General features: G+C 34.0%; 16 protein-coding genes. 2 read left to right on the top strand and 14 right to left on the bottom strand.

The annotated features are described in order from the left end of the window. Positions 1 to 10: 10 nt before the first annotated feature. The 11 genes from A9G38_RS01745 to A9G38_RS01695 all read right to left on the bottom strand — a co-directional run bounded on the left by A9G38_RS01745 (position 11) and on the right by A9G38_RS01695 (position 14563). A complete protein-coding gene (locus tag A9G38_RS01745) occupies positions 11 to 877 on the bottom strand; it encodes a YjjW family glycine radical enzyme activase (protein WP_034911048.1) in 867 nt (288 codons plus the stop codon). Continuing rightward, on the bottom strand, positions 852 to 2399 hold the full coding sequence (locus A9G38_RS01740) for a YjjI family glycine radical enzyme (RefSeq protein ID WP_202961540.1): 1548 nt from the start codon (positions 2397 to 2399) through the stop codon (positions 852 to 854). The genes A9G38_RS01745 and A9G38_RS01740 overlap by 26 nt, the downstream gene beginning before the upstream one ends. Before the next feature lie 14 nt (positions 2400 to 2413). Then, complete coding sequence (ushA, locus tag A9G38_RS01735) at positions 2414 to 4096, bottom strand: bifunctional UDP-sugar hydrolase/5'-nucleotidase UshA (RefSeq protein WP_141671681.1); 1683 nt, start codon at positions 4094 to 4096, stop codon at positions 2414 to 2416. A 30-nt stretch (positions 4097 to 4126) separates the two neighbouring features. Then, a complete protein-coding gene (locus A9G38_RS01730; RefSeq protein ID WP_034911047.1) occupies positions 4127 to 5428 on the bottom strand; it encodes a pyrimidine-nucleoside phosphorylase in 1302 nt (433 codons plus the stop codon). Between the two features lie 104 nt (positions 5429 to 5532). Then, the gene (locus A9G38_RS01725; RefSeq protein ID WP_034911046.1) at positions 5533 to 5928 is read right to left on the bottom strand and encodes a cytidine deaminase; all 396 of its coding nucleotides are present in this window, start codon (positions 5926 to 5928) and stop codon (positions 5533 to 5535) included. A 32-nt stretch (positions 5929 to 5960) separates the two neighbouring features. Continuing rightward, positions 5961 to 7934 carry a bifunctional 2',3'-cyclic-nucleotide 2'-phosphodiesterase/3'-nucleotidase gene (locus A9G38_RS01720; protein WP_034911045.1) on the bottom strand — a complete coding sequence of 658 codons (1974 nt, stop codon included), beginning with the start codon at positions 7932 to 7934 and terminating at the stop codon, positions 5961 to 5963. Between the two features lie 29 nt (positions 7935 to 7963). Further along, on the bottom strand, positions 7964 to 9133 hold the full coding sequence (add, locus tag A9G38_RS01715) for an adenosine deaminase (protein WP_034911043.1): 1170 nt from the start codon (positions 9131 to 9133) through the stop codon (positions 7964 to 7966). 305 nt (positions 9134 to 9438) lie between these two features. Next, positions 9439 to 10680 (bottom strand): nucleoside permease, encoded by a 1242-nt coding sequence (locus A9G38_RS01710; protein ID WP_034911041.1) that lies wholly within the window; start codon positions 10678 to 10680, stop codon positions 9439 to 9441. Between the two features lie 104 nt (positions 10681 to 10784). Next, on the bottom strand, positions 10785 to 11501 hold the full coding sequence (gene deoD / locus A9G38_RS01705) for a purine-nucleoside phosphorylase (RefSeq protein ID WP_034911039.1): 717 nt from the start codon (positions 11499 to 11501) through the stop codon (positions 10785 to 10787). 52 nt (positions 11502 to 11553) lie between these two features. Continuing rightward, a complete protein-coding gene (locus A9G38_RS01700) occupies positions 11554 to 12783 on the bottom strand; it encodes a phosphopentomutase (RefSeq protein ID WP_034911037.1) in 1230 nt (409 codons plus the stop codon). Positions 12784 to 13546: 763 nt separating this feature from the next. Next, entirely contained in the window at positions 13547 to 14563 is a 1017-nt protein-coding gene (locus A9G38_RS01695; protein WP_202961539.1) for an amidohydrolase family protein, read from the bottom strand. Between the two features lie 440 nt (positions 14564 to 15003). On the opposite strand from A9G38_RS01695, the gene A9G38_RS11535 reads away from it, so the two are divergent. Next, positions 15004 to 15180 carry a putative quinol monooxygenase gene (locus A9G38_RS11535; RefSeq protein WP_080702321.1) on the top strand — a complete coding sequence of 59 codons (177 nt, stop codon included), beginning with the start codon at positions 15004 to 15006 and terminating at the stop codon, positions 15178 to 15180. A 47-nt stretch (positions 15181 to 15227) separates the two neighbouring features. Here A9G38_RS11535 and pbpC read toward each other — a convergent pair whose 3' ends face one another. The 3 genes from pbpC to A9G38_RS01675 form a co-directional block, all read right to left on the bottom strand. Further along, positions 15228 to 17567, bottom strand: a complete 2340-nt coding sequence (gene pbpC, locus A9G38_RS01685; RefSeq protein WP_034911032.1) for a penicillin-binding protein 1C — start codon at positions 17565 to 17567, stop codon at positions 15228 to 15230. Between the two features lie 70 nt (positions 17568 to 17637). After that, positions 17638 to 19371, bottom strand: coding sequence for an arginine--tRNA ligase (argS, locus tag A9G38_RS01680; protein WP_034911030.1), 1734 nt, complete (start codon positions 19369 to 19371; stop codon positions 17638 to 17640). A gap of 589 nt (positions 19372 to 19960) precedes the next feature. Next, entirely contained in the window at positions 19961 to 20302 is a 342-nt protein-coding gene (locus A9G38_RS01675) for a hypothetical protein (RefSeq protein WP_034911027.1), read from the bottom strand. 113 nt (positions 20303 to 20415) lie between these two features. On the opposite strand from A9G38_RS01675, the gene A9G38_RS01670 reads away from it, so the two are divergent. Next, positions 20416 to 21011, top strand: a 596-nt coding sequence (locus tag A9G38_RS01670; protein ID WP_065623119.1) for an SMI1/KNR4 family protein, incomplete at its 3' end; no start/stop codon positions are given.

Below are 21011 nucleotides of genomic sequence, written 5' to 3'. Positions count from 1 at the left end.
GTTATTACCATTACAAATAAACATTAGGTAATATAATATGTTGTAGGCTATGCTGTTTTAATTGTTCTGCAAACTGTTCTACTTCAGGCCTACTGGCGGATGGCCAGTTTTTAGCGATACCATGTACACCATGATTATGAAAAGCATTAATTCTTATTTGAATATTGGGATCTAAATCAATTAAAAATTTGGCAATATTTTTAGCATTATCCTGTAGATCCGTTTGTTTAGGAATAATTAAAAGTCTTACCTCATATAGTTTTTTTATTTTTGCCAGATAGTTAATCGTTTCTTTTACTCGTTGATTGTCTCTTCCCGTTAACTTTTTATGCACATCATTATCCCAAGCTTTGAGATCAATCATTGCGCCATCCATCACATTTTCTACTTTTTGCCATCCTGTTTTAGTTAAATAACCATTGCTATCAATAAAACAGGTAAGGTGCTTTAAATCGTTAGATTGTTTGATAACATTGAATAACTCTTTAATAAAGGGTAACTGCATTGTTGCTTCTCCACCACTTATGGTAATACCATTTAAAAATGGTAGATATTTCCGGATAGCGATTAAAATATCATCTACACTATATCTATAAGTCATTGGTGATGAAGAATGTTTACAAGTATTAATACAAGTATCACATTGCTGACAATTTGAAGTTTGCCATATAACTTTATTGTTACTAAAACTTAATGCTTTGTGTGGACAAGTATCAACACATTGACCACAATCCTTGCACAATGATATCGTATAAGGATTATGGCAGTTTAAACAACGAAAATTACATCCTTGTAAAAATATAACTAGTCGATTACCAGGTCCATCTACACAAGAAAAGGGTAAAAGCTTATTAACGATTGCCCATGACTTGCTCATGACTAATTACTCGTGGTTTTCGACATAAATAACTATTATTTTCGGTATCGTCGGCAGCCTCGGCTCCTAAGAAAGTAGTATTAATTCGTGAGCCTTCTTTTTTATATCTTTTAATATCAGATAATCTCACCATATAACCTGTAACTCGAACAAGATCATTACCACTGATATTGGCAGTAAATTCGCGGAAACCAAATTTGAAAGCAGCTTTACAAATTTGTAGCAAAGCTAGGGGATTATTTTTTATTGTCTCATCAATTGTTAAAATGTCACTAATACCCGAAGTGAAATACTGGTGATGTTTATACAGAGCCATAATATGAGTGACAGGATCGGGTTCTTGCCCATATGGTATTCTTAACCCAGGTGTTGTTGCTCTATCTATACTAATGCCTGATTGTGAATGCAGCATTGCTTTCCCTTTCCAAGCATAATCTATTGTATGGTTATCAATAAATTCGGCAATTAATTGTGTAATAGTTAATGCAAGTTCATTAGCTTGTTCATCAAAACCATAACGTCCAGCTAAATTTGCTTTTTCTTGCAAGATATTGACAGCTTCAGCCATTCCAAATATACCAAACATTGGAGCAAATCGTTTTGGATCAATTAAACCTTCTTCAACTAAAAAACTGCTATTAAAAAAGTTTGATTTATTGTAAAGAAAGTTTGACCTTGCTTGAATAAGATTGAGCTGCAATTGACAATAGTGGGGTAAGATATTTGACAGAAAGTCTTCTATATTTTTACTGCGTATCGCAACTTCTTTTAAATTGATTCGTGAAAGCGTGCTTCCCCCTCCAGCTACTGGTAGTGAATTATAGCAACTTACAACACCGTAACCTTGGTTATCAAAATCTTTTTGAATCATATTGTTGTTTGCAATATGAGGTTTGCTTGTTTCACAAATATTTTCAATTGCCACTAATAATAATGATTCTGGTGTAATGTCTTCATCATAGATAAAGGTTAAATTTGGAGCAACTTGTTTGAGTTCTCTATCTATACGCAAGATTACCCGACAGATAATATTATCGGTTGGTCCAATGTTTGCATGCATAAATGCATCAGGTAAATTACGATCAAGCATGATCCAAAAATGCTTTAATCGCTGATAAATCTCATCTTCAGTAATATTACCAACGTAAGGAAGTAAAATTTGATCTAAGCATCCTAAATAAACAGGCATACCAGTTACTGAAGGAACATGATGATAGATGATGATAAGCAAATTTAATGCATCATCAAATGTTTCAGCTGGATTAAGTTCTAGCCATTGTGATCCTTGTTTTAAAAATTTCACATAATCAGGTAAAACATAACGAGGTTTATAAGGTGCGTGACCTTCGTACATATCACAAATAACGCGGTCATTTAAAGCTTGTTGTGTTTCTTCATCCAGATCTACATAAGGTAAATTATTTTCTGCTGCTAAGGCGAGCAAATTTGATTTTTGTTTGGGTGACAAATTAGGGTCTGTCACAATATTATAACAACTTTGTTGAAATTCGGTCATGCTCATAATTATCTCAATATTTATTTCTCAATAATAAATTGTTTTGGTTCATAATCAGACGCAGTAATTGGCGAATGAGTCTCAAAATATTGTTTTACTACATCGGCATCGCGATAACCCGTATCAACGTAAGTCGGTGATGTATTAGTTATTGGATAGCCATCTCCACCAGCGGCTAAAAAGTCAAGTGTAGCAATGCGATAGTTTTTTTGTAAATCGATCGGTTGATCATTAATTTTTACATCTTCAATATTGTTCCCATTTCTTGTTAGGTTTATATTTTTCAAATGTGCATACCCACCCGAACCTTGCTTTTTACTTAATGCAACTTTTAGATAATCAATTAATTCATTGCCAGTTAATTCGAAATAAACCACACTGTTACCAAAAGGTTCTACTTTTAAAATATCACGATAAGTAATATTACCTTCAATTAAAGAGTCACGAATCATACCCCCAGACATAATGCCAACGTCTGCATTGGTTTTTTCAACAAAAGCACTGAGTAACAGTTGTCCCATATTGCTTTGTTGGTATCTAACAACATCTCGATTACCTTCTAATCGTCCTTTTAACTCGCCACTTTTCACTAACAACTGCTGTTTACCTAATTCTTGATAAGGTCTTAAATTTTCAAGTAAGGATTTATCTTGAGGAATTTCTTGCGTGTAATATTCAAGGCGTTTGGTACTGTTACCATTATCAACCTCTTTTTTAAGGTTAATAGGAATTAATTGGTAATTTTTTAACGTGATTTTGCCATTTAAAAAGACAAAATCTGCACGTCCAACATATTTCCCCCATTCGTGGGCCTGCACAATCCATGTGCCATTTTGTTGATCTGGCGCACAAGGTGTACCTGGTACATATTCGGTAATACGTTTATTAGGACTAGCCATACACACAGGGTTTTGTGAGTGTCCTCCCATTATCATATCTAAATCGCCGGCCTGTAAATTTCTGGCTAATTCAACATCACCCAGTGCCATTGAGCCATGTTCACCATTTTCATAATGCCCCATATGAGTGACAGCAATAATCATATCAGGGTGTTCATTATCTTTTAACTGTTTAATTATTTTTTGTGCTTCGGGTAAGGTTTGTCGAAATTCGACGCCTTCCGTATTTTTGGGTGAAGCAAGAAAAATGGTATCGTCAGTGGTTAAACCAAACACAGCAACTTTAATACCATTCAAATCAAACATTTTATAGGCATCAAATACATGTTTATCTGTGCCTTTAAAGTAAGTGTTTGCCGATAAAAAAGGAAATTTTGCCCATTTTTGTTGCTCACGAATAATAGTCAAAGGATGATCAAACTCATGATTACCCACAGCCATAGCATCGTAACCAACCGCATTCATGCCAATAAAATCAGGTTTGGCTTGCTGTACATCAGATTCAGGGACACCAGTATTAATATCACCACCTGATAGCAGCAGTAATTTCCCTCCTTTTGCCGTAACTTCTTTTCGAATTTCATCTACTACGGTTTTTTGAGCAGCAAGCCCATACTCACCAATATCATTTTGCCAAAAACGGCCGTGGTGGTCATTGGTATGCAAAATAGTAAATTGATAAGACTTGTCTTTTTCTAAAGTTGGAACTGATGAGCTTTTTGTGGAAACAGCGGCCATGCAAGAGGCTGAAAATAGCCCCATACAAACAAGTAATGATAGCTTTTTATTTAATTGATAATGCATGGTATCTCCTAAATCATTATATAACAGCTATTATCCTGTAATCACCTTGTAAATAAGTTGAGGCTCAGTTGCGTTATCGCTAATGGTAATATTGTCATATAATTTTTGCTTGATAGTATCAAGCTTATCAGTATTGGCGTGTATCGTTAATAAAGCTTCACCTTCAGTAACTTTGTCGCCTACTTTTTTATGTAACACGATTCCAACAGCTGGATCAATAATATCTTCTTTGGTTGCACGACCAGCACCTAATTGCATTGCAGCGATCCCGATTTGATCTGCGATAATTTTTGATACATAACCTGACTTAAGGGCTGGTAGGGCAATTTGGTAAGGTGCACTAGCCAATTTTTCAGGATGATCAACGACCGAACTATCACCGCCTTGTGCTTCAATTAGGGTTTTAAACTTCTCGATAGCTTTACCATTTTTAATGACTTCTTGAAGTTTTATTCTGGCTTCTTCTAATGTTTTTGCTTTATCGGCAAGTACAACCATTTGACTACCTAATGTTAAAACCAGTTCGGTTAAATCGGCTGGACCATGACCTTTTAACGTATCAATTGCTTCTTTTACTTCAAGAGCATTACCAATTGCAAAACCAAGAGGTTGAGACATATCCGAAATAATTGCCATGGTTCTACGGCCAATTTGATTACCAATATTTACCATTTCATGGGCTAATTTTTCTGAATCGGCCATATCTTTCATTAGCGCACCATCACCTGTTTTAACATCAAGAACGATGGCATCAGCACCCGCTGCCAATTTTTTACTCATAATTGAACTTGCAATAAGAGGAATAGAGTTAACAGTACCTGTTACATCACGTAACGAATAAAGTTTCTTGTCTGCTGGGGTTAAATTGCCTGATTGACCAATAACTGCAAGGCCTTTATTATTAACTTGATTAATAAAATCTTGTTTACTTAATTCAATTTTAAAATCAGGAATCGATTCAAATTTATCTGTGGTGCCACCCGTGTGACCAAGCCCTCGTCCAGACATTTTAGCTACTGGGACATCTAAAGCTGCTACTAAAGGAGCTAGAACTAATGTTGTAGTGTCACCTACACCGCCAGTTGAATGTTTATCAACTTTAATGCCTTTGATTGAAGACAGATCAACAGTATCGCCAGAATACATCATCGCCGAGGTTAAATCTGCGCACTCTTTGGAAGTCATACCTTGATAATAAATTGCCATTAATAAAGCACTAACTTGATAATCGGGGATAGTTCCATTGGTATAATTAGTGATAAAAAATTGGATTTCATCAGTGGTTAATACATTGCCGTCACGTTTTTTTTCTATAATATCTACAAATCTCATTACTATTCTCTCTTACTATCAATAAATAAAATTAGTGTATTGCTTTGTTTATACAAAATAAATATTAAGTCCTAATTATTATTTTTTATTGTTAAAAAATAATGTTAATCAAGATCACTTGGTGAAAAAGACCAAGGTAATAATTCTCCCACTGTTGTTTCCTGAATTCTACCGTTCATATTGGTCAAAATAACAGGCATATCTTTAGCACAAAACTCACTAATAACTTGACGGCAAGCTCCACATGGTGAAATAGGCCCATCAGTATCTCCAATTACCACCAATTTTTTAAATTTTGTTTTACCTTCAGAAACCGCTTTAAAAATTGCCGTTCTTTCGGCACAATTTGCTAGTCCATAAGATGCATTTTCAATATTACAACCTAAAATTGCTTCATCATCTTCAGTAATTAGCACGGCACCAACCTGAAATTTAGAATAAGGTACATAAGCTTTAGAACGGGCTGTTTTAGCAAGTTCAATCAGTTTTTCAATTTTCATATTAATAATCCTTTTGGCCATAATAAATCTAACTAAATTTTAGGTTGAGTGTTAACAGGAGACTGCAAATCTATCTTATAAACACCAAAACCAGATGTATCTGTATCGATAAAATGAATAGGGTATAGTGAATGTTTTTCGATATAGGTTTTAGCTTCATCAGTTGGTGATGATTCAAAGCGAATATCTAATTTTGTGTTACTAATAATTGGAGAAATTTGCCAATTATTGTCGATGGTAACATTCGTTATACTATATTTTTGGGTAGTATTGGTAATATAGGCTGAAAGAATTACTCTTAGATCGTCAGGAGAATTAAATTTGACATTTTTTTCACCAGTACCTGGAAATATACCACTATAAGCACGATAATTATTGGTGGCAATTAAGAATTCTTGGTTAGGAGCAATTGTTTTTTGTTGATAAGTCAGATTCCTAATTCTTTCAGATGTAGGGTTAATTAACTGGCAATTTGCATCATAACGGGGTGGCTTTGTTACATCTATTTGATAATTTACTCCATCAATAATATCAAAATTATAGGTTCTGAATTTATCCCAATTAATCAAATATTGTGGTTGTGATGAATTAGTATTAATTTGATTATATACACCAGCTGAACACTCTAACCACTCTTTGACATCTTTACCTGTAATTTTCACAGCAGACAAAATATTAGGATAAAGGTAAATATCTGCAGCATTTCTAAACGACAAATTACCTGCTTTAACATCAACAAAAGCGCTAGGATCGTTTTTCCTGCCGCCAGCTTTAAATGGTGCAATGGCCGATAAAACGGGCAAACCATCAAGATCAGGATCCCCTTTAATAAACTGCTTAACGTAATCGATTTGTGCATCATTAATAATTTGTAAGGCAGATGTATCTTCAACCAATGCTAGATAGCTCGTAATATCGGTTGAAACTTTACCTATTGGTTTACTAACAAATTCACGTGTTCCTTGGTGATCTTTGTTTAGAATGTCGACGATTTTTTGATCGGCTTTAACAAGTGCCTTTTTAGTTTTTACATCATAGATTGGTCTAGCTTCTGATTTACCTGAAATCACTTGCCATTTTGATTTATCACCATCAAGAACTAAGTCCACCACTCCCAAATGGCTACCCCAATGTCCGGGCATAACAGCAGGCACATGATTAATGTTACCAGTTTTGATATCGGTATTTGGTAATGATTTGAAATCTTCACTAGGAAATATGCCGTGAGAATGGCCAAACATAATTGCATTAATACCCTCTACTTGACTCAAGTAGTAAACCGAATTTTCAGCTAATGCTTTATAAGGCTCAGCTGAAACACCAGAATGTGGAATGGCAATAATAACATCAGCGCCTTGTTTTTTCATTTCAGGGACTAATAGTTTGGCCGTTTCTGTAATATCTTTGACGACAACTTTTCCATCAAGATTAAGTTTGTCCCATTGCATAATCTGTGGAGGGACGAAACCAATATAGCCGATTTTAATCGTGTGTTTATTGCCGTTTCTATCAATAACAGGAGTATCTAAGATAATATATTGTGTAAAAAATGGCTTTTGAGTTTTGGCATCATAAACATTAGCGTTGATGTAAGGAAATGTAGCCCCAGAAAGACTTTTTTGTAGAAATTCCAATCCAAAATTAAATTCGTGGTTACCAATATTACCCACACTATAATTAAGTGTATTGAGCGCTTTATAAACAGGATGAATATCGCCATCATTAAGCCCCATATTTACGGCATAATCAGCCATTGGGCTGCCTTGAATTAGATCACCATTATCAACAAGAACACTATTTTTTACTTCACTTCTTGCTTGATGAATTAAATTAGCAGTTTTTACTAATCCAAAAGAATCAACAGATTGATCTTTGAAATAATCGTAATTCATCATGTTTCCATGCAAGTCGGTTGTTTCAATTATCCTTAAATCAACAGTTGCAGCATTAACAACGCCAGATATAAATAGGGTTAAAAAGGGTAAAGTTAACTTATTTTTTTTCATGCAAATCTCCTATTATTCTGACAAGTAAATTAGTTAACGGGTATGGCTAGTAACAGTTTCTGATACTCTAAAAATCGTTCAATGATTGCTGGATGATATTTTTTGTCATTAATAAATTTTTTAAGTAATTGTCTATCATCAGATGAAAAACATAAAAGAACTTGCTCAGTTAAACGACTTTTAACCGTATCTTCAACAAATGCGGCTTGAATGCCACATAGTGTTATATCAAGCAATTCTAATCGTGAAAATGCAAATATGGATTGGGCGATACTATATTCTTTTTCAATATCAGTACCAAAAATCCCTGCATCATCTGTATTTAAAGTAATGCGAACTCCTTGGTCATAAAGTTGCCTTATTGGATGTTGATAAATATCGCCATGCAATTCATTCACTAAAATTCGATTACTCGTTAAAGCAATTTCTAATGTAATTTTTTTTTCGACCAGTTCACAAATAAGCGCTTTGTTTTCAATGGCACGAATGCCATGACCAATTCTGTTTGCACCGTGTTTAAGAGCTTGAATAATACTCTCATCTGAATCAATTTCGCCAGCATGATACGATTTTTTTAAATTCATCTGAGTAGCCAGCTTATGTGCATCTTTAAAATCCTTAAAATGCCCAACCTTTTCGTTACCAGCAATATTAAATCCCGTAATAAAGGGGTGATGATTTTGCTGAATAAAACGCAACGTATCATAAACAACTTTAGCGCCTAGGTGTCTAACACCAATAACATGATATCTAACTGTAATATCATAGTCGTTTTGTACTTTTATAATCGCTTTGTCCATGTAGAAAAGAGTTTTATTAAACCTTTCTTTATCCCAAATTAATTTTCCATTCACTTCGGTTGTGCAAATATGATAAGGGGATAAAAATAGTTCACAATAAATTAACCCTTGTTTAGCATTTCTATAAAGAAAATCATAAGTAATAGAATAATAATCTTCAGGATCTTTTAGAAAGCTAGAAACGGTATCATATGTATTAATAAATTCTTCAAATTTGGACTCGTCATACAAATATCTACCATTTTTATATTCTTTGGCATTGTATTGACCAGATTGGTAACATAGTGTATTAGGAAAAGGAATATTATTTTTTTGAGCTAATTGGTGAGCCATGGCAGGGGTAATGCTGCCTTCAACATGTTCGTGCAATATAACTTTAGGTATCATTTGATCGTTCATTAGGTATTTAATCTATTTTTAAATGAGATAAATTGGCTTTAATAACATTGGTTTTACTAACAATGATATCAAAAGCTTATTAAAAAATTTTTAATAACATGTATATCATCGTCAATTGGGTTATTTTAACTTGATAAGATACTTATCTGCTATATCTTTTGCATCACTTATTTATATTTTTGTGCGGTAAATCAAATTTTTACGATAATTTATTGTTAGTAAAAAAGGCAACAAAATGTATTGTTGCCTACATATTGATTAAGTGGGAAAAAGCTTCAGCACACAATGAATAATTAATAAATGATTTAAACGGTTTTTGGATTAGGCTTTTCGTTTTTAAAGATCAACATAAATACAATTGCTAGAACCAAAGCATAACCTGCAAAAATAAGCCAAACTGTTTGCCATTCAGTAACATTTCCAGTTTTATAATAATCGACTACATAACCACTGCCTACCGAACCTAAATAAGCACCGAACCCATTAGTCATGGTCATAAATAATCCTTGAGCACTATTACGAATAGTTGGCGATACCGATTTTTCAACATACATTGAACCAGATATATTGTAAAAGTCGAAAGCACAACCATAAACAATCATTGAAAGAAGAAGTAATACAGAACCGAAAAGAGATGGATCGCCATAAGCAAATAAACCAAAACGAGCAACCCAAGCAAGCATACTAATAAGCATAACATATTTGATACCTAAACGTTTCATAAAGAAAGGTACAAATAAGATAAATGCGACTTCTGACATTTGAGAAATAGACAACAGTATAGAAGGGTATTTAACCACTAAACTATCAGCATATTCAGGGAATCTTTCAAAATCATGTAAAAATGGATTACCAAAAGTATTGGTTATTTGTAAAATACCGCCTAATAAAACCGCAAATAGAAAAAATATAACCATTCGTGGTTGTTTGAATAAAACAATAGCATCTAACCCTAATGCGCTAATGATGTTTTTTTCTTCAGTTTTATTTTTTGTTGTTGGAATCAATGGTAGCAAGAATGAATAAAGGCTGAGTAATAAAGCAGATGCAGCTGCAATATAAAGTTGCATGCTACTCAGTTCTAATTTTAAAAGACTCACAAGCCACATAGCAACAATAAATCCAATGGTGCCAAAAATTCTGATACAAGGGAACTCGGTAATAACATCAAGTCCACGTGATTCTAAGCAAGAATAAGCGATTGAATTTGAAATGGCGATGGTTGGCATGAAAGCTAGGCAATGAATCAATATCACAATCATCATCATGAAAGGAGATGTTACAGAAGCCGCAATAAATAGTGTTAAAGCACCAATTAAATGACAAAGCATATACAAACGGTTAGCAGGTATCCATCTATCCGCTACAATCCCAAGTAAGCCAGGCATAAATAAAGATGCGATACCCATTGTTCCGTATATCGAACCTACTTCAAGACCAGTAAATTGTAATTTACGTATCATATAAGAACCGAGAGTTATTAACCAACTTCCCCAGATAAAATATTGTAAGAAAAATATAACCCTAAGTTTAAAATGAATATTCATTTATAATTCCTTAATAAACAAGATTTACTATAATCTAATATCTAAATATCAATAAAATAATTATTTGATCAAAATAAAAAATGGCAGATTAACCTGCCATTTTTTTAGTTTTGATTTAATAAAACAGACTCCAGTGCAACAGTGATCATTTCTTTGAACCCTAATTGTCTTTGTTCTGCTGACATTGCTTCGCCTTTTCGGATATGATCTGAAACCGTACAAATAGCCAGTGCTTTTGCACCATATTCAGCCGCAACGCCATAAATGCCAGCTGCTTCCATTTCGACGCCTAAAATATTGTATTTTTCCATAACATCAAACATATCAGGTTCAACACTATAAAAAAGGTCAGCAGAAAAAAGGTTACCAACTTTAACATTCACACCCAATTTTTTAGCTGCATTAACGGCATTACAAGTTAAATCAAAATCGGCGATAGCGGCAAAATCATGATCTTTAAAACGTAAACGGTTGACTTTTGAATCGGTACAAGCACCTAACCCAACAATAACATCCCCCAAGTTGACATTAGGGTTAATTGCACCACATGAACCAATACGAATGATGTTTTCAACACCATAAAATTTAATTAGTTCGGTTGTATAGATTGAACAAGATGGAATACCCATTCCATGCCCCATAACTGAAACCTTTTTATCTTTGTAATAACCAGTAAAACCCAACATGGATCTTACATTAGTAACTTCTGTTGCATTCTCTAAAAAGGTTTCTGCAATAAATTTTGCTCGTAGCGGATCGCCGGGCATTAAAACGGTTTTTGCAAAGGCATTATCAACAGCATTAATATGCGGGGTAGACATTAACTTCTCCTGATATTTGTTTTGAAATCGATATTACTTAAACTTAAATTATTTATTTTTTTATAAAAGATTTACCGTAATCCATTGGCGATAAATCAAAATAATCGGCAACACTCTGTCCTATATCGGCAAATGTTTCACGATGACCTAAAGAGCCAACAGGCACACTATCTCCGTAGACAATGACAGGTATATGTTCGCGAGTATGATCGGTACCTGACCAAGTTGGATCACAACCATGATCGGCGCTAATAATAAGCAGATCGCCAGGTTGGATAAGCGCTAACATCTCAGGAAGACGACTATCAAAATATTCTAAAGCAGCGGCATAACCTGAGACATCGCGACGATGCCCATAAGAAGAGTCAAAATCGACAAAATTAGTAAATACAATCGTATTATCTTTAGCCTGCTTAATTTCTTCTAGTGACGCATTAAATAAAGCTTCAAGACCGGTTGCTTTTACTTTTTTGGTAATTCCAACTTGTGCATAAATATCGGCAATTTTACCAATTGACACTACGGTACCTTGTTTTTCATCAACTAGTTTTTTAATCATCGTTGGTGCTGGTGGTTCAACAGCAAGATCGTGGCGGTTACCCGTACGCACAAATTCGCCCGCTTTTTTACCAACAAAAGGTCTAGCAATAACGCGGCCAATGTTGTAATTACCTTTATTTAGCTCATCACGTGCAATTTCGCATACTTCATAAAGTTTATCTAAACCAAATGCCTCCTCATGACATGCAATTTGGAATACAGAATCAGCAGAAGTATAAAAAATTGGCTTGCCAGATGCTATATGTTCTTTACCAAGTTCATCAAGAATGACTGTACCAGATGAGTGACAATTACCGAGGTAACCAGGAAGTTTTGCACGAGAGACAATTTTATCTAAAAGATCTTGAGGGAAGCTATTAGTGGTATTAGTAAAATAACCCCAGTCAAAAAGAACTGGCACGCCAGCTAATTCCCAATGTCCTGATGGAGTATCTTTACCTGAGGAAATCTCGCTTGCATAGCCATATGAACCAATAATTTCACCTTCAGTTTGCATACCTTTAGGATAATGACCAGTTGATTCATACGCCGCTTCGATTAAGCCTAATTTGCCTAAATTAGGTAAATTTAATGGACCACTACGACCATGCTCAGCTTTACCTAAAGCACAAGCTTCAGCAATATGTCCTAAAGTATCAGCACCCTCATCGCCATATTTATTTGCATCTTCAGCGCCACCGATACCAAACGAATCTAGGATCATAATAAAAACTCTTTTCATAATTTCCTCTAACTAATAAGCAAAACTTAACTTGTGTACAATCTTTTTTATTAGAATTCTGGTTATAATTTATAAAAACATCGCTTAGTTAGCTATAATACACGATAACAAAAAACAAAAAAGATTTAAGCGTTGCTTTAGCTGAATATTTGTATAAATAATGTGATTAATTTGATCTTAGTCATATTTTTGTATATCAAAAAATTTATAAAACTCTTTTTTTAAGTGTAGAAATTACTCGTGTTGTTTACACTATTTTGAGAAAAAAACGTAATGAATATACATAAAAAACAAAACATTCCTATAGCGACGTGAATATCTATTGTTTAAAAATAAATTATAATTTTACAAAATCACCTTGCTCATAAACGAAATTGGAAATCGAAAAGAGTGATACGAACGTTAAATGGAGATGTAGTATAATCGTCAAACCTTTAGATATTCAAAATATAGAAAATAAAGGCTTAAATGATTTATCAACCATAATAATACAGTTAAACCCATAAAGCGATTTTCGGAAGAAAATGCCTTATGGGTTTTTAGAGGATTATTTTAACTATGAAGTATAAACAATCTGGTGTTTCCCTATACCTAAATTTTCCAGCGTTTTTATGCTTTTGGTCAGTTGGTTGCCATTTTTCTTAGTTTGTATTCATCATTTTATATTTACCTTATTTTTTACTCATTAGAGTAGTTTAAAAATTAGGTAAATACACAAATTTATTTACATGGGCGTATTCTGTTAAATTTACTCTATTCCAAATCAATCAATACCTAGCACCATTCGCCCATTCTTAGTTGCCACATTAATCACATTGTCTAAATCGGTATAACGGCATCCTGTTACTAACAATTTAAGTTCTTCCCACATATTACCCGTTGAAAATGGTAACATATAATCACTAACATTATCTGTGCCAATAGCAACCGGAATACCAGCAGCCGCCAGTTCATCAACAGGGGTTAATGAGTTACGAGTAGGACCTTGTTCTTCACGACGAGGGCTATCGATCCAAGCAAAAGGACAAGCAATAACCATCATTTTGGCCTCTTTCATTTTTTTGTAGAGTTTTTGGCGATATGCTAAACTATGCGCGGTGATAGAAATGCTATGGATAGCAACAACTCGCCCGTGCATACCATGCTCAAGAGTTTTATCGGTAAGTTGTTCTGTTTCGATCTCATCTTGTGAGTTAAATTGGTCAACATGTACATGCACCATTTTACCCAATGACTTACCTGTTTGCATTAACACATCAAGATGTTTAAGTCCCATACCTTCACCATGATCACGCTCATCACGACGCGGTAAACCGCCAATAATATCAACTAAATCAGCTCCTTTATCAAACCAATAACGTGCTTCTTTATCAATAACACCTTTAAGTGTTTGATTAACTAATTTTATGGTGATGTCATTTTTATAAGTTTCTCGTGCTCTTAAGGCACCTTTAATTGCTCGTTCTTCAGCAATAGGATCAATATCAACAAACGATCCCATGGCACTTACACCTTGCTCAATCATACGCTCAACCGCCATACTAAAATGACGATAGTAATCATCTTCACTCATTGATGCTTTGACTTTATCTAATGTATCCCATTTTTCAATTAAAGTCTGTTTTTGATAGACATCAAAACTATCAACCGAAATAGTAAAAGCACGATCAGCATGCATATGTGCATTAACCCATCCGCCTTTTTGCTTAATATTATTCATTAAATAGGCTTTTAAACTTTGGTCTCTTGTGGTTAATAACATGTTTTTATGTTCAATCATAATATGCCTCTACAATTTAATCATTTTAAATGAAGTTGATAAAGTCGGGCACAATAGGCAAAAAAAATCCCCCAAAAAGGAGGATAAAATGGAATCAATAATATTAATGATTAAGATTACTGAGTTACAATTGATCATTGCGCCTACACCGTATCGATAAAAAATTGCAGAAATTCTAACCAAAATATTTTTAATAGCAAGTACTATAATTTATAAAATATATAAATAAATGAAATAGTTAAAGTATTATTTTTTAGATTTCTTACTTCAAAAAATAGTTTTTAATAAAGTTAATTACCAATAAAATAAAAAATAAAGTTATAAATAGTTATTTAATAAAAATAATTTGTTGTCACAAAAATGAGATTATTAACCTTAAATACTGCTTTTTGATATTAGCAGTAGCAAGCGTATACTACACAAGCAACTTATTTTGAAATATAGGTAGGCTACTTCAAAGTATAGATAATTCAAATATCTTCATAGTGGTCGAAACATGGGCATCACAGCAGGCAATTGATTTTCACAACACAACGCCATATTTTGTTGAATTTGCCAACTTTGCTAAAGATCATACTGATAGATTAGAGATAAATATTGCCAAACAAGTAATATGAATTAAAGGATGATAGTAGTTAACATTTGGGGTTAGCTACCATATTAATTAATCAAATAGTTCGATTTTTATATTCCGTGAATCACTTCGACCCATATCGTCAAGCACTAAAATTTTAAAAGTCCCGCTTTGTGTTGGGATCCAGTTAAGAGCCTTCCGTGGCTCGGTTTGCCCAATAAAACTGTTATTAACAAACCAATAAAGTGATTTAACATCACCATCACAATTAGCAGTAAAACTAATTTGTTCATTTTTTTGCTTAGTGGTTCTAAATTGATAAACTACATTTTTAAGAGGCGAAGTTATTTTTGGCGGTTCGCCTATAAAATTTTGTGATGAATGACAATGTTTTGTTGATGGTGGCGCTTTTTTAGGAATTCCTGCTTTAGCAAAAACAGCAGCTAAATCTGACGGCCAATATTCAAAAACAGCTAAGTGAGAGGTTGTTAAATCATAAGGAGGACAAACAGCCTTACCTGTTTGATTGTCGACCATAACGGGTCTAAAAATGGTATCGGGATTAATTGGTGACACTCCCGGAATAAACCACGTTTTACCTTTTGCCTTGCACCATTGAGTCAGTAGATTGCCACTGGTTAGGCAAATATCGATACGCTTTAAATTTGGAGGTAATGGGCGATTAGGTTCACGTAAATTAGGATAATAAGCGTTAATACTTTCAACGATATTAAAAAAGAGCGGTGTGGCGGCATCGACGCCTACAAAGGCATTATTACCACTACCATCAAAGTTACCAAGCCAAACCACCATTGCATAGTTACCAAAAGTTCCAGCTGTCCAAGCATCACGAAATCCCCATGATGTACCTGTCTTCCAGGCAACTGGCACCACCTTTTTTTGCATTTTGCTAAGTACATCTTGTGGGCGGCTATTTTGTTTCAACATATCAATGGTCATAAATGCTGCTTGTGGACTTAACAGCTTTTGTGGCTCGGGCGAGTCGTTGGCTTCAATAAATTGCAATGGCTGCCAACGGCCTTCGTTGGCTAGCATGGCATACAACCCGACTAACTCTTGAGCACTAACTTCACCACCACCTAACACTAAAGACAAACCATAATGCGACTCATCGGCGAGTTTTTGGATATGGGCATTGACCAAAAATTGATAAAAAGAGGGATTATGTAATTTAGAGGCCACCGATACAGCAGGAATATTACGGCTATGAATTAATGCATCGGTTGCCGAAATAGGGCCACGAAAGTTACGATCAAAGTTTTCTGGCGTGTATGAACCAAAATCAGTTGCCACATCTTTTAAAATTGTACGAGGATGTAAAACACCTTGGTCCATACCAAGCGCATAAATAAACGGCTTAAGTGTAGATCCGGGTGAGCGTTTAGCAAGTGTACCATTAACTTGACCTTGAATAGAATTATTAAAATAATTAGCCGAGCCAATCAGTGCCTTAACCTTCATTGTTTGGGTATCAACCAAAATTATCGACGCATTATTAATACCTTTTATGCGATTTCGCTCAATAAACAAATTGACTTGCCGACTAATGATTTTTTGCAGATTATTATCTAACGTAGTTTTAATTTCTTGAGCATCGCTTTGCTGTTGTTGAATGATTTGATTAATAAAATGCGGTGCACCAAAAGGCATTCGTTCTGGTTGACGCAAAACCAACTTTTGCGAAAAAAGAGCGACAATATTGCTATCAACAAAATATTTTTCTTGCCAACGCTCAAATAATTGATTTCTTGCTTTAACTAACGCTTTGCCAGCAAATCCTGTTTTTCGATCAACTCGATATGTTGGTGATTGAGGTAATACCACCAAAGTTAACGCCTCGGGCAAATTGACTTGTGAAGGTGGTTTATTAAAATAGATAAATGACGCAGCACCAATACTTTCAATATTGCGACCAAAAGGGGCATAATTTAAATACGCTTCTAAAATATCATGTTTAGAATACATCAACTCTAACTGTATAGCCCTAGCAATTTGATGCAACTTCCCACCAATGGTTTTAGTATTTAACCGCCAATGCATTCGTGCAAGTTGCATGGTAATGGTTGAAGCACCTTGACGATTTCCACCACCAAGATAGGTTGCTCCAAAAGCCCTAATTAGACTAAATGGATTAAAGCCAACATGATAATAAAACCACTGATCTTCGTGCAGTAACAAACCATTAACAATATCAGGCGAAATATCTTCTAAAGGCGTCCATAAACGATAACGATCATCATTGGCTAATGTCATTCGAATTAGCTGGTTATTATTATCATAATAGCGCTTTGAAAAAGTAAGTGATTCAGAAAGAGGGGCATGAGGTAACAAACGAATAATAAGGATCGCAATAAATAATAGTAACAAAGCCATTAATTTATTTTGATGACGAATAATAAACCTAAACATATTTAGTCAAAAGCTTAAAACGCATGTATTAAAAAACACCACCAATGCGTTCACATCGGTGGTGGTTAAATTACATTTTATCAACAGTCTTAATGCCTAGCATATCAAGGCCAGTTTTAAGTGTTTTAGCTGTTAAAGAAGCTAATTTTAAGCGACTTTGTTTCAGGTTTTCGTTTTTGGCTGCTAAAATAGGGCAGTTTTCATAAAAACTTGAAAACAGCGTTGCAATTTCATAAAGATAAGCACAAAGCACATGCGGTGTACCTTCGCTTGCCACGATTGAAATAGTCTCATCAAATTGAATTAAACGAATTGCTAAAGCACGCTCTTTATCAGATTCCAAACTAATATTAGCTGTTAAGCTATCTTCGGAAATGTTGGACTTTTTAAAAATTGATAACACACGGGTATAAGCATATTGTAAATAAGGTGCGGTATTGCCTTCAAATGACAACATATTATCCCAATCAAAAACATAATCAGTAGTCCGATTTTTAGAAAGATCAGCATATTTAACTGCACCAATAGCCACTGCATCGACAATTTTAGCAAGCTCATTTTCAGAAAGGTCAGGATTTTTGTTACGAATTAAAGTTGTTGCTCGCTCACACGCTTCATCTAGCAAATCATTTAATTTAACAGTATCACCAGAACGGGTTTTAAACGGCTTACCATCTTTACCTAACATCATACCAAACATATGGTGTTCAAGCTTTAATGATTCTGGTACATACTTAGCTTTGTGAACAATAGCCCAAACTTGCTCTAAATGTTGATGTTGGCGGGAATCAGTATAATAAAGAATACGATCGGCATGTAACGTTTCGTAACGGTATTTAGCACAAGCAATATCGGTTGTTGCATAAAGGTAGCCACCATCACGTTTTTGGATGATAACACCCATCGGTTCGCCTTCTTTGTTTTTATACTCATCAAGAAAAACAACAATCGCCCCTTCACTTTCAACCGCAAGCCCTTTCTGTTTTAAATCGGCAACAATATTAGGTAGCATGCTGTTATAAATACTCTCACCCATCGTGTCTTCAAGCGATAACGTAACATTTAAACGTTTATAAGTGGCAATATTTTGCGTCATGGTAATATCAACTAGCTTGCGCCACATATCACGACAATATTCATCGCCACCTTGTAATTTCACTACATAATTACGAGCTTTTTCGGCAAACACTTCGTCTTCGTCATAATGTTTTTTAGCGGCGCGATAGAATGACTCTAAATCTGAAAGATCCATATCATTGGCATGTTCATTTTGCATCTTTTCAAGATACGCAATTAACATACCAAATTGCGTTCCCCAATCACCAACATGATTAGCACGAATAACATTATGACCTAAAAAAGATAAAACACGAACGCTAGCATCACCAATAATAGTTGAACGCAAGTGTCCAACATGCATCTCTTTGGCGACATTAGGCGCCGAATAATCAACTACTATAGTTTGCGGTTTGGCGGGTAAAGTAATATTAAGCTTATCACCACTTAAAGCAACTTCATTTTGCTCAGCAATCCAGCTATTTTTCAAAAAGATATTAATAAAACCAGGACCTGCAATTTCAACTTTTTCGGCGATATCATCGATATCTAAATGTTGCAAAACAGCTTGGGCAAGATCTCGAGGTGGCATACCAAGTTTTTTGGCAACTGACATAATGCCATTAGCTTGGTAATCACCAAATTGTGCTTTGTTTGATTGCTTAATTAAAGCGTCACAGTTCTTATCTGCACCTGCCATAATCATAGCTTGCGAAACACGTTGCGTTAATAATTGTTGAATATTCACACTAAACCTAACCAATTATAATAAAATGCCCAATATAATACCGACAAAGTGATGAATTGTCACTGATCGCATAAAAAGGGAGGGATCCTTTTTATTAAAAAGAGTGTAAAAAATCAAATAAAATTGATGCTACAGCCAAAATGTTTTAATCAAGCTTTAGTTTTCATCAAAAAACAAAAATATAATGTAATTGTTTGATTTTTCTAAAAAATACCATTTATAAAAAACTTCAATAAAATCAATAGTCTACCTGAGCAATTTTAGAGCGGAAAAATACTCTCACAACACTGTGTAAGATCAATATGAATTTATGTTCAGACTAATATTGACAAATACCCACTTGGAAAAAGAGATAAAAATGGATACTAAATACAGGCTAAATTGGATAATAAATAAGCGTATTGTAACACGTTAGAAGGTATTTTTTACCAAATTTGAATTGGTTGTCCGTAATGAGATATTTCAATAAAAAACTCACGAAAGGGTCATATTGCTAGTGTCTATAAATATCGTCAATTGGTATAACGATATTAGCATGTTGTATGATACGGTTAAAAATGTAAAGAAGGATCATGATGAATACAAAAGCTCAACATCCCCGAGTAATATTTTTATTGCACATTTCTTTTAAAAACATATCTGAATAAGAGCTTAAATCATCTTGATTTTTACCAAGCGAGTATTTTTTCCCTAATTTGAGCAGCCAATCACTAAAATGATGTAAAAATAATTTATTATCATTATCGATTTCAAATATTGCAGAATCAGAATAAGAATCAACTAATAAATCTAATATCTCCAAAAAAGCTTTATCATTTTTTAAAATCTCATCAACTGTAATTGCTTGAAGATATTTTATTATGTCTATTATCTGAGATAACGTTAAAATAGTTGGACCATTTTTTATATTATTTAATATTTGTTGGATCATAGCATTTATCTAAAAATTAACATCTCATTCTATTTATATAGTAGATGAATTTTGTACTTTTTGAACAATTTTTAGAACGATAATTACAGATGTAATATAATTAGGGAATTAATATGATTAATATAGATAATTTTTATGACTACGAAAAAAAACTGACTGATAAAGATTTAAATGCTTGTGAAAAGAAGTTAGGTATCACAATTCCAGATTCTCTAAAACAGCTTTACCTTAATTGTAATGGCGGAATGGTATATAAAGATATTTGGAAAACAACTGTTCCTCCATACAAACTTCAAGTTTTTAATTTTATTCCTATAAAATATAATAAAGCATTTAAAAATGACCCAGATTTTATCATGGAAGGTATTGCCTTCAAACACTGGGACGATAAAAAGTTACCTAAGGAGCTGTTACCTTTTGCTCGCGATTTAAGCAATGGTTTTTTGTGTATAAATATTAATACTGGTGCGATATATCAATATCTCAGACTAGAATGGGACGACACTCTAAATACAGAACAAAATTTAAAAAAAAATAGCATTTATTTATCTGATTCATTAGAAAATTTTTTGAATTCCTTAATTTATGATGAAGAGCAAAGCAATGCAGAAACCGTTGAAGATGAAGATATTAAACCAAGAGCAAGTAACAAATTCTATGACTCAGAACAAGCAATTAATACCGCTGACCTAAATGAGGTTGAAAAACT

The sequence above is a fragment of the Gilliamella sp. Imp1-1 genome (genome assembly GCF_001690415.1).
Lineage (GTDB): Bacteria > Pseudomonadota > Gammaproteobacteria > Enterobacterales > Orbaceae > Gilliamella > Gilliamella bombi.
The sequence above is the reverse complement of the archived record's forward strand: the minus strand, read 5'-3'. Positions and strand labels throughout refer to the sequence as shown.

Bases quoted from the DNA above. Each gene is read 5' to 3' on its own strand.
- A9G38_RS01745 (WP_034911048.1), bottom strand. From the start codon at position 877: ATGAGCAAGTCATGGGCAATCGTTAATAAGCTTTTACCCTTTTCTTGT.
- A9G38_RS01740 (WP_202961540.1), bottom strand. From the start codon at position 2,399: ATGAGCATGACCGAATTTCAACAAAGTTGTTATAATATTGTGACAGAC.
- ushA (WP_141671681.1), bottom strand. From the start codon at position 4,096: ATGCATTATCAATTAAATAAAAAGCTATCATTACTTGTTTGTATGGGG.
- A9G38_RS01730 (WP_034911047.1), bottom strand. From the start codon at position 5,428: ATGAGATTTGTAGATATTATAGAAAAAAAACGTGACGGCAATGTATTA.
- A9G38_RS01725 (WP_034911046.1), bottom strand. From the start codon at position 5,928: ATGAAAATTGAAAAACTGATTGAACTTGCTAAAACAGCCCGTTCTAAA.
- A9G38_RS01720 (WP_034911045.1), bottom strand. From the start codon at position 7,934: ATGAAAAAAAATAAGTTAACTTTACCCTTTTTAACCCTATTTATATCT.
- add (WP_034911043.1), bottom strand. From the start codon at position 9,133: ATGAACGATCAAATGATACCTAAAGTTATATTGCACGAACATGTTGAA.
- A9G38_RS01710 (WP_034911041.1), bottom strand. From the start codon at position 10,680: ATGAATATTCATTTTAAACTTAGGGTTATATTTTTCTTACAATATTTT.
- deoD (WP_034911039.1), bottom strand. From the start codon at position 11,501: ATGTCTACCCCGCATATTAATGCTGTTGATAATGCCTTTGCAAAAACC.
- A9G38_RS01700 (WP_034911037.1), bottom strand. From the start codon at position 12,783: ATGAAAAGAGTTTTTATTATGATCCTAGATTCGTTTGGTATCGGTGGC.
- A9G38_RS01695 (WP_202961539.1), bottom strand. From the start codon at position 14,563: ATGATTGAACATAAAAACATGTTATTAACCACAAGAGACCAAAGTTTA.
- pbpC (WP_034911032.1), bottom strand. From the start codon at position 17,567: ATGTTTAGGTTTATTATTCGTCATCAAAATAAATTAATGGCTTTGTTA.
- A9G38_RS01675 (WP_034911027.1), bottom strand. From the start codon at position 20,302: ATGATCCAACAAATATTAAATAATATAAAAAATGGTCCAACTATTTTA.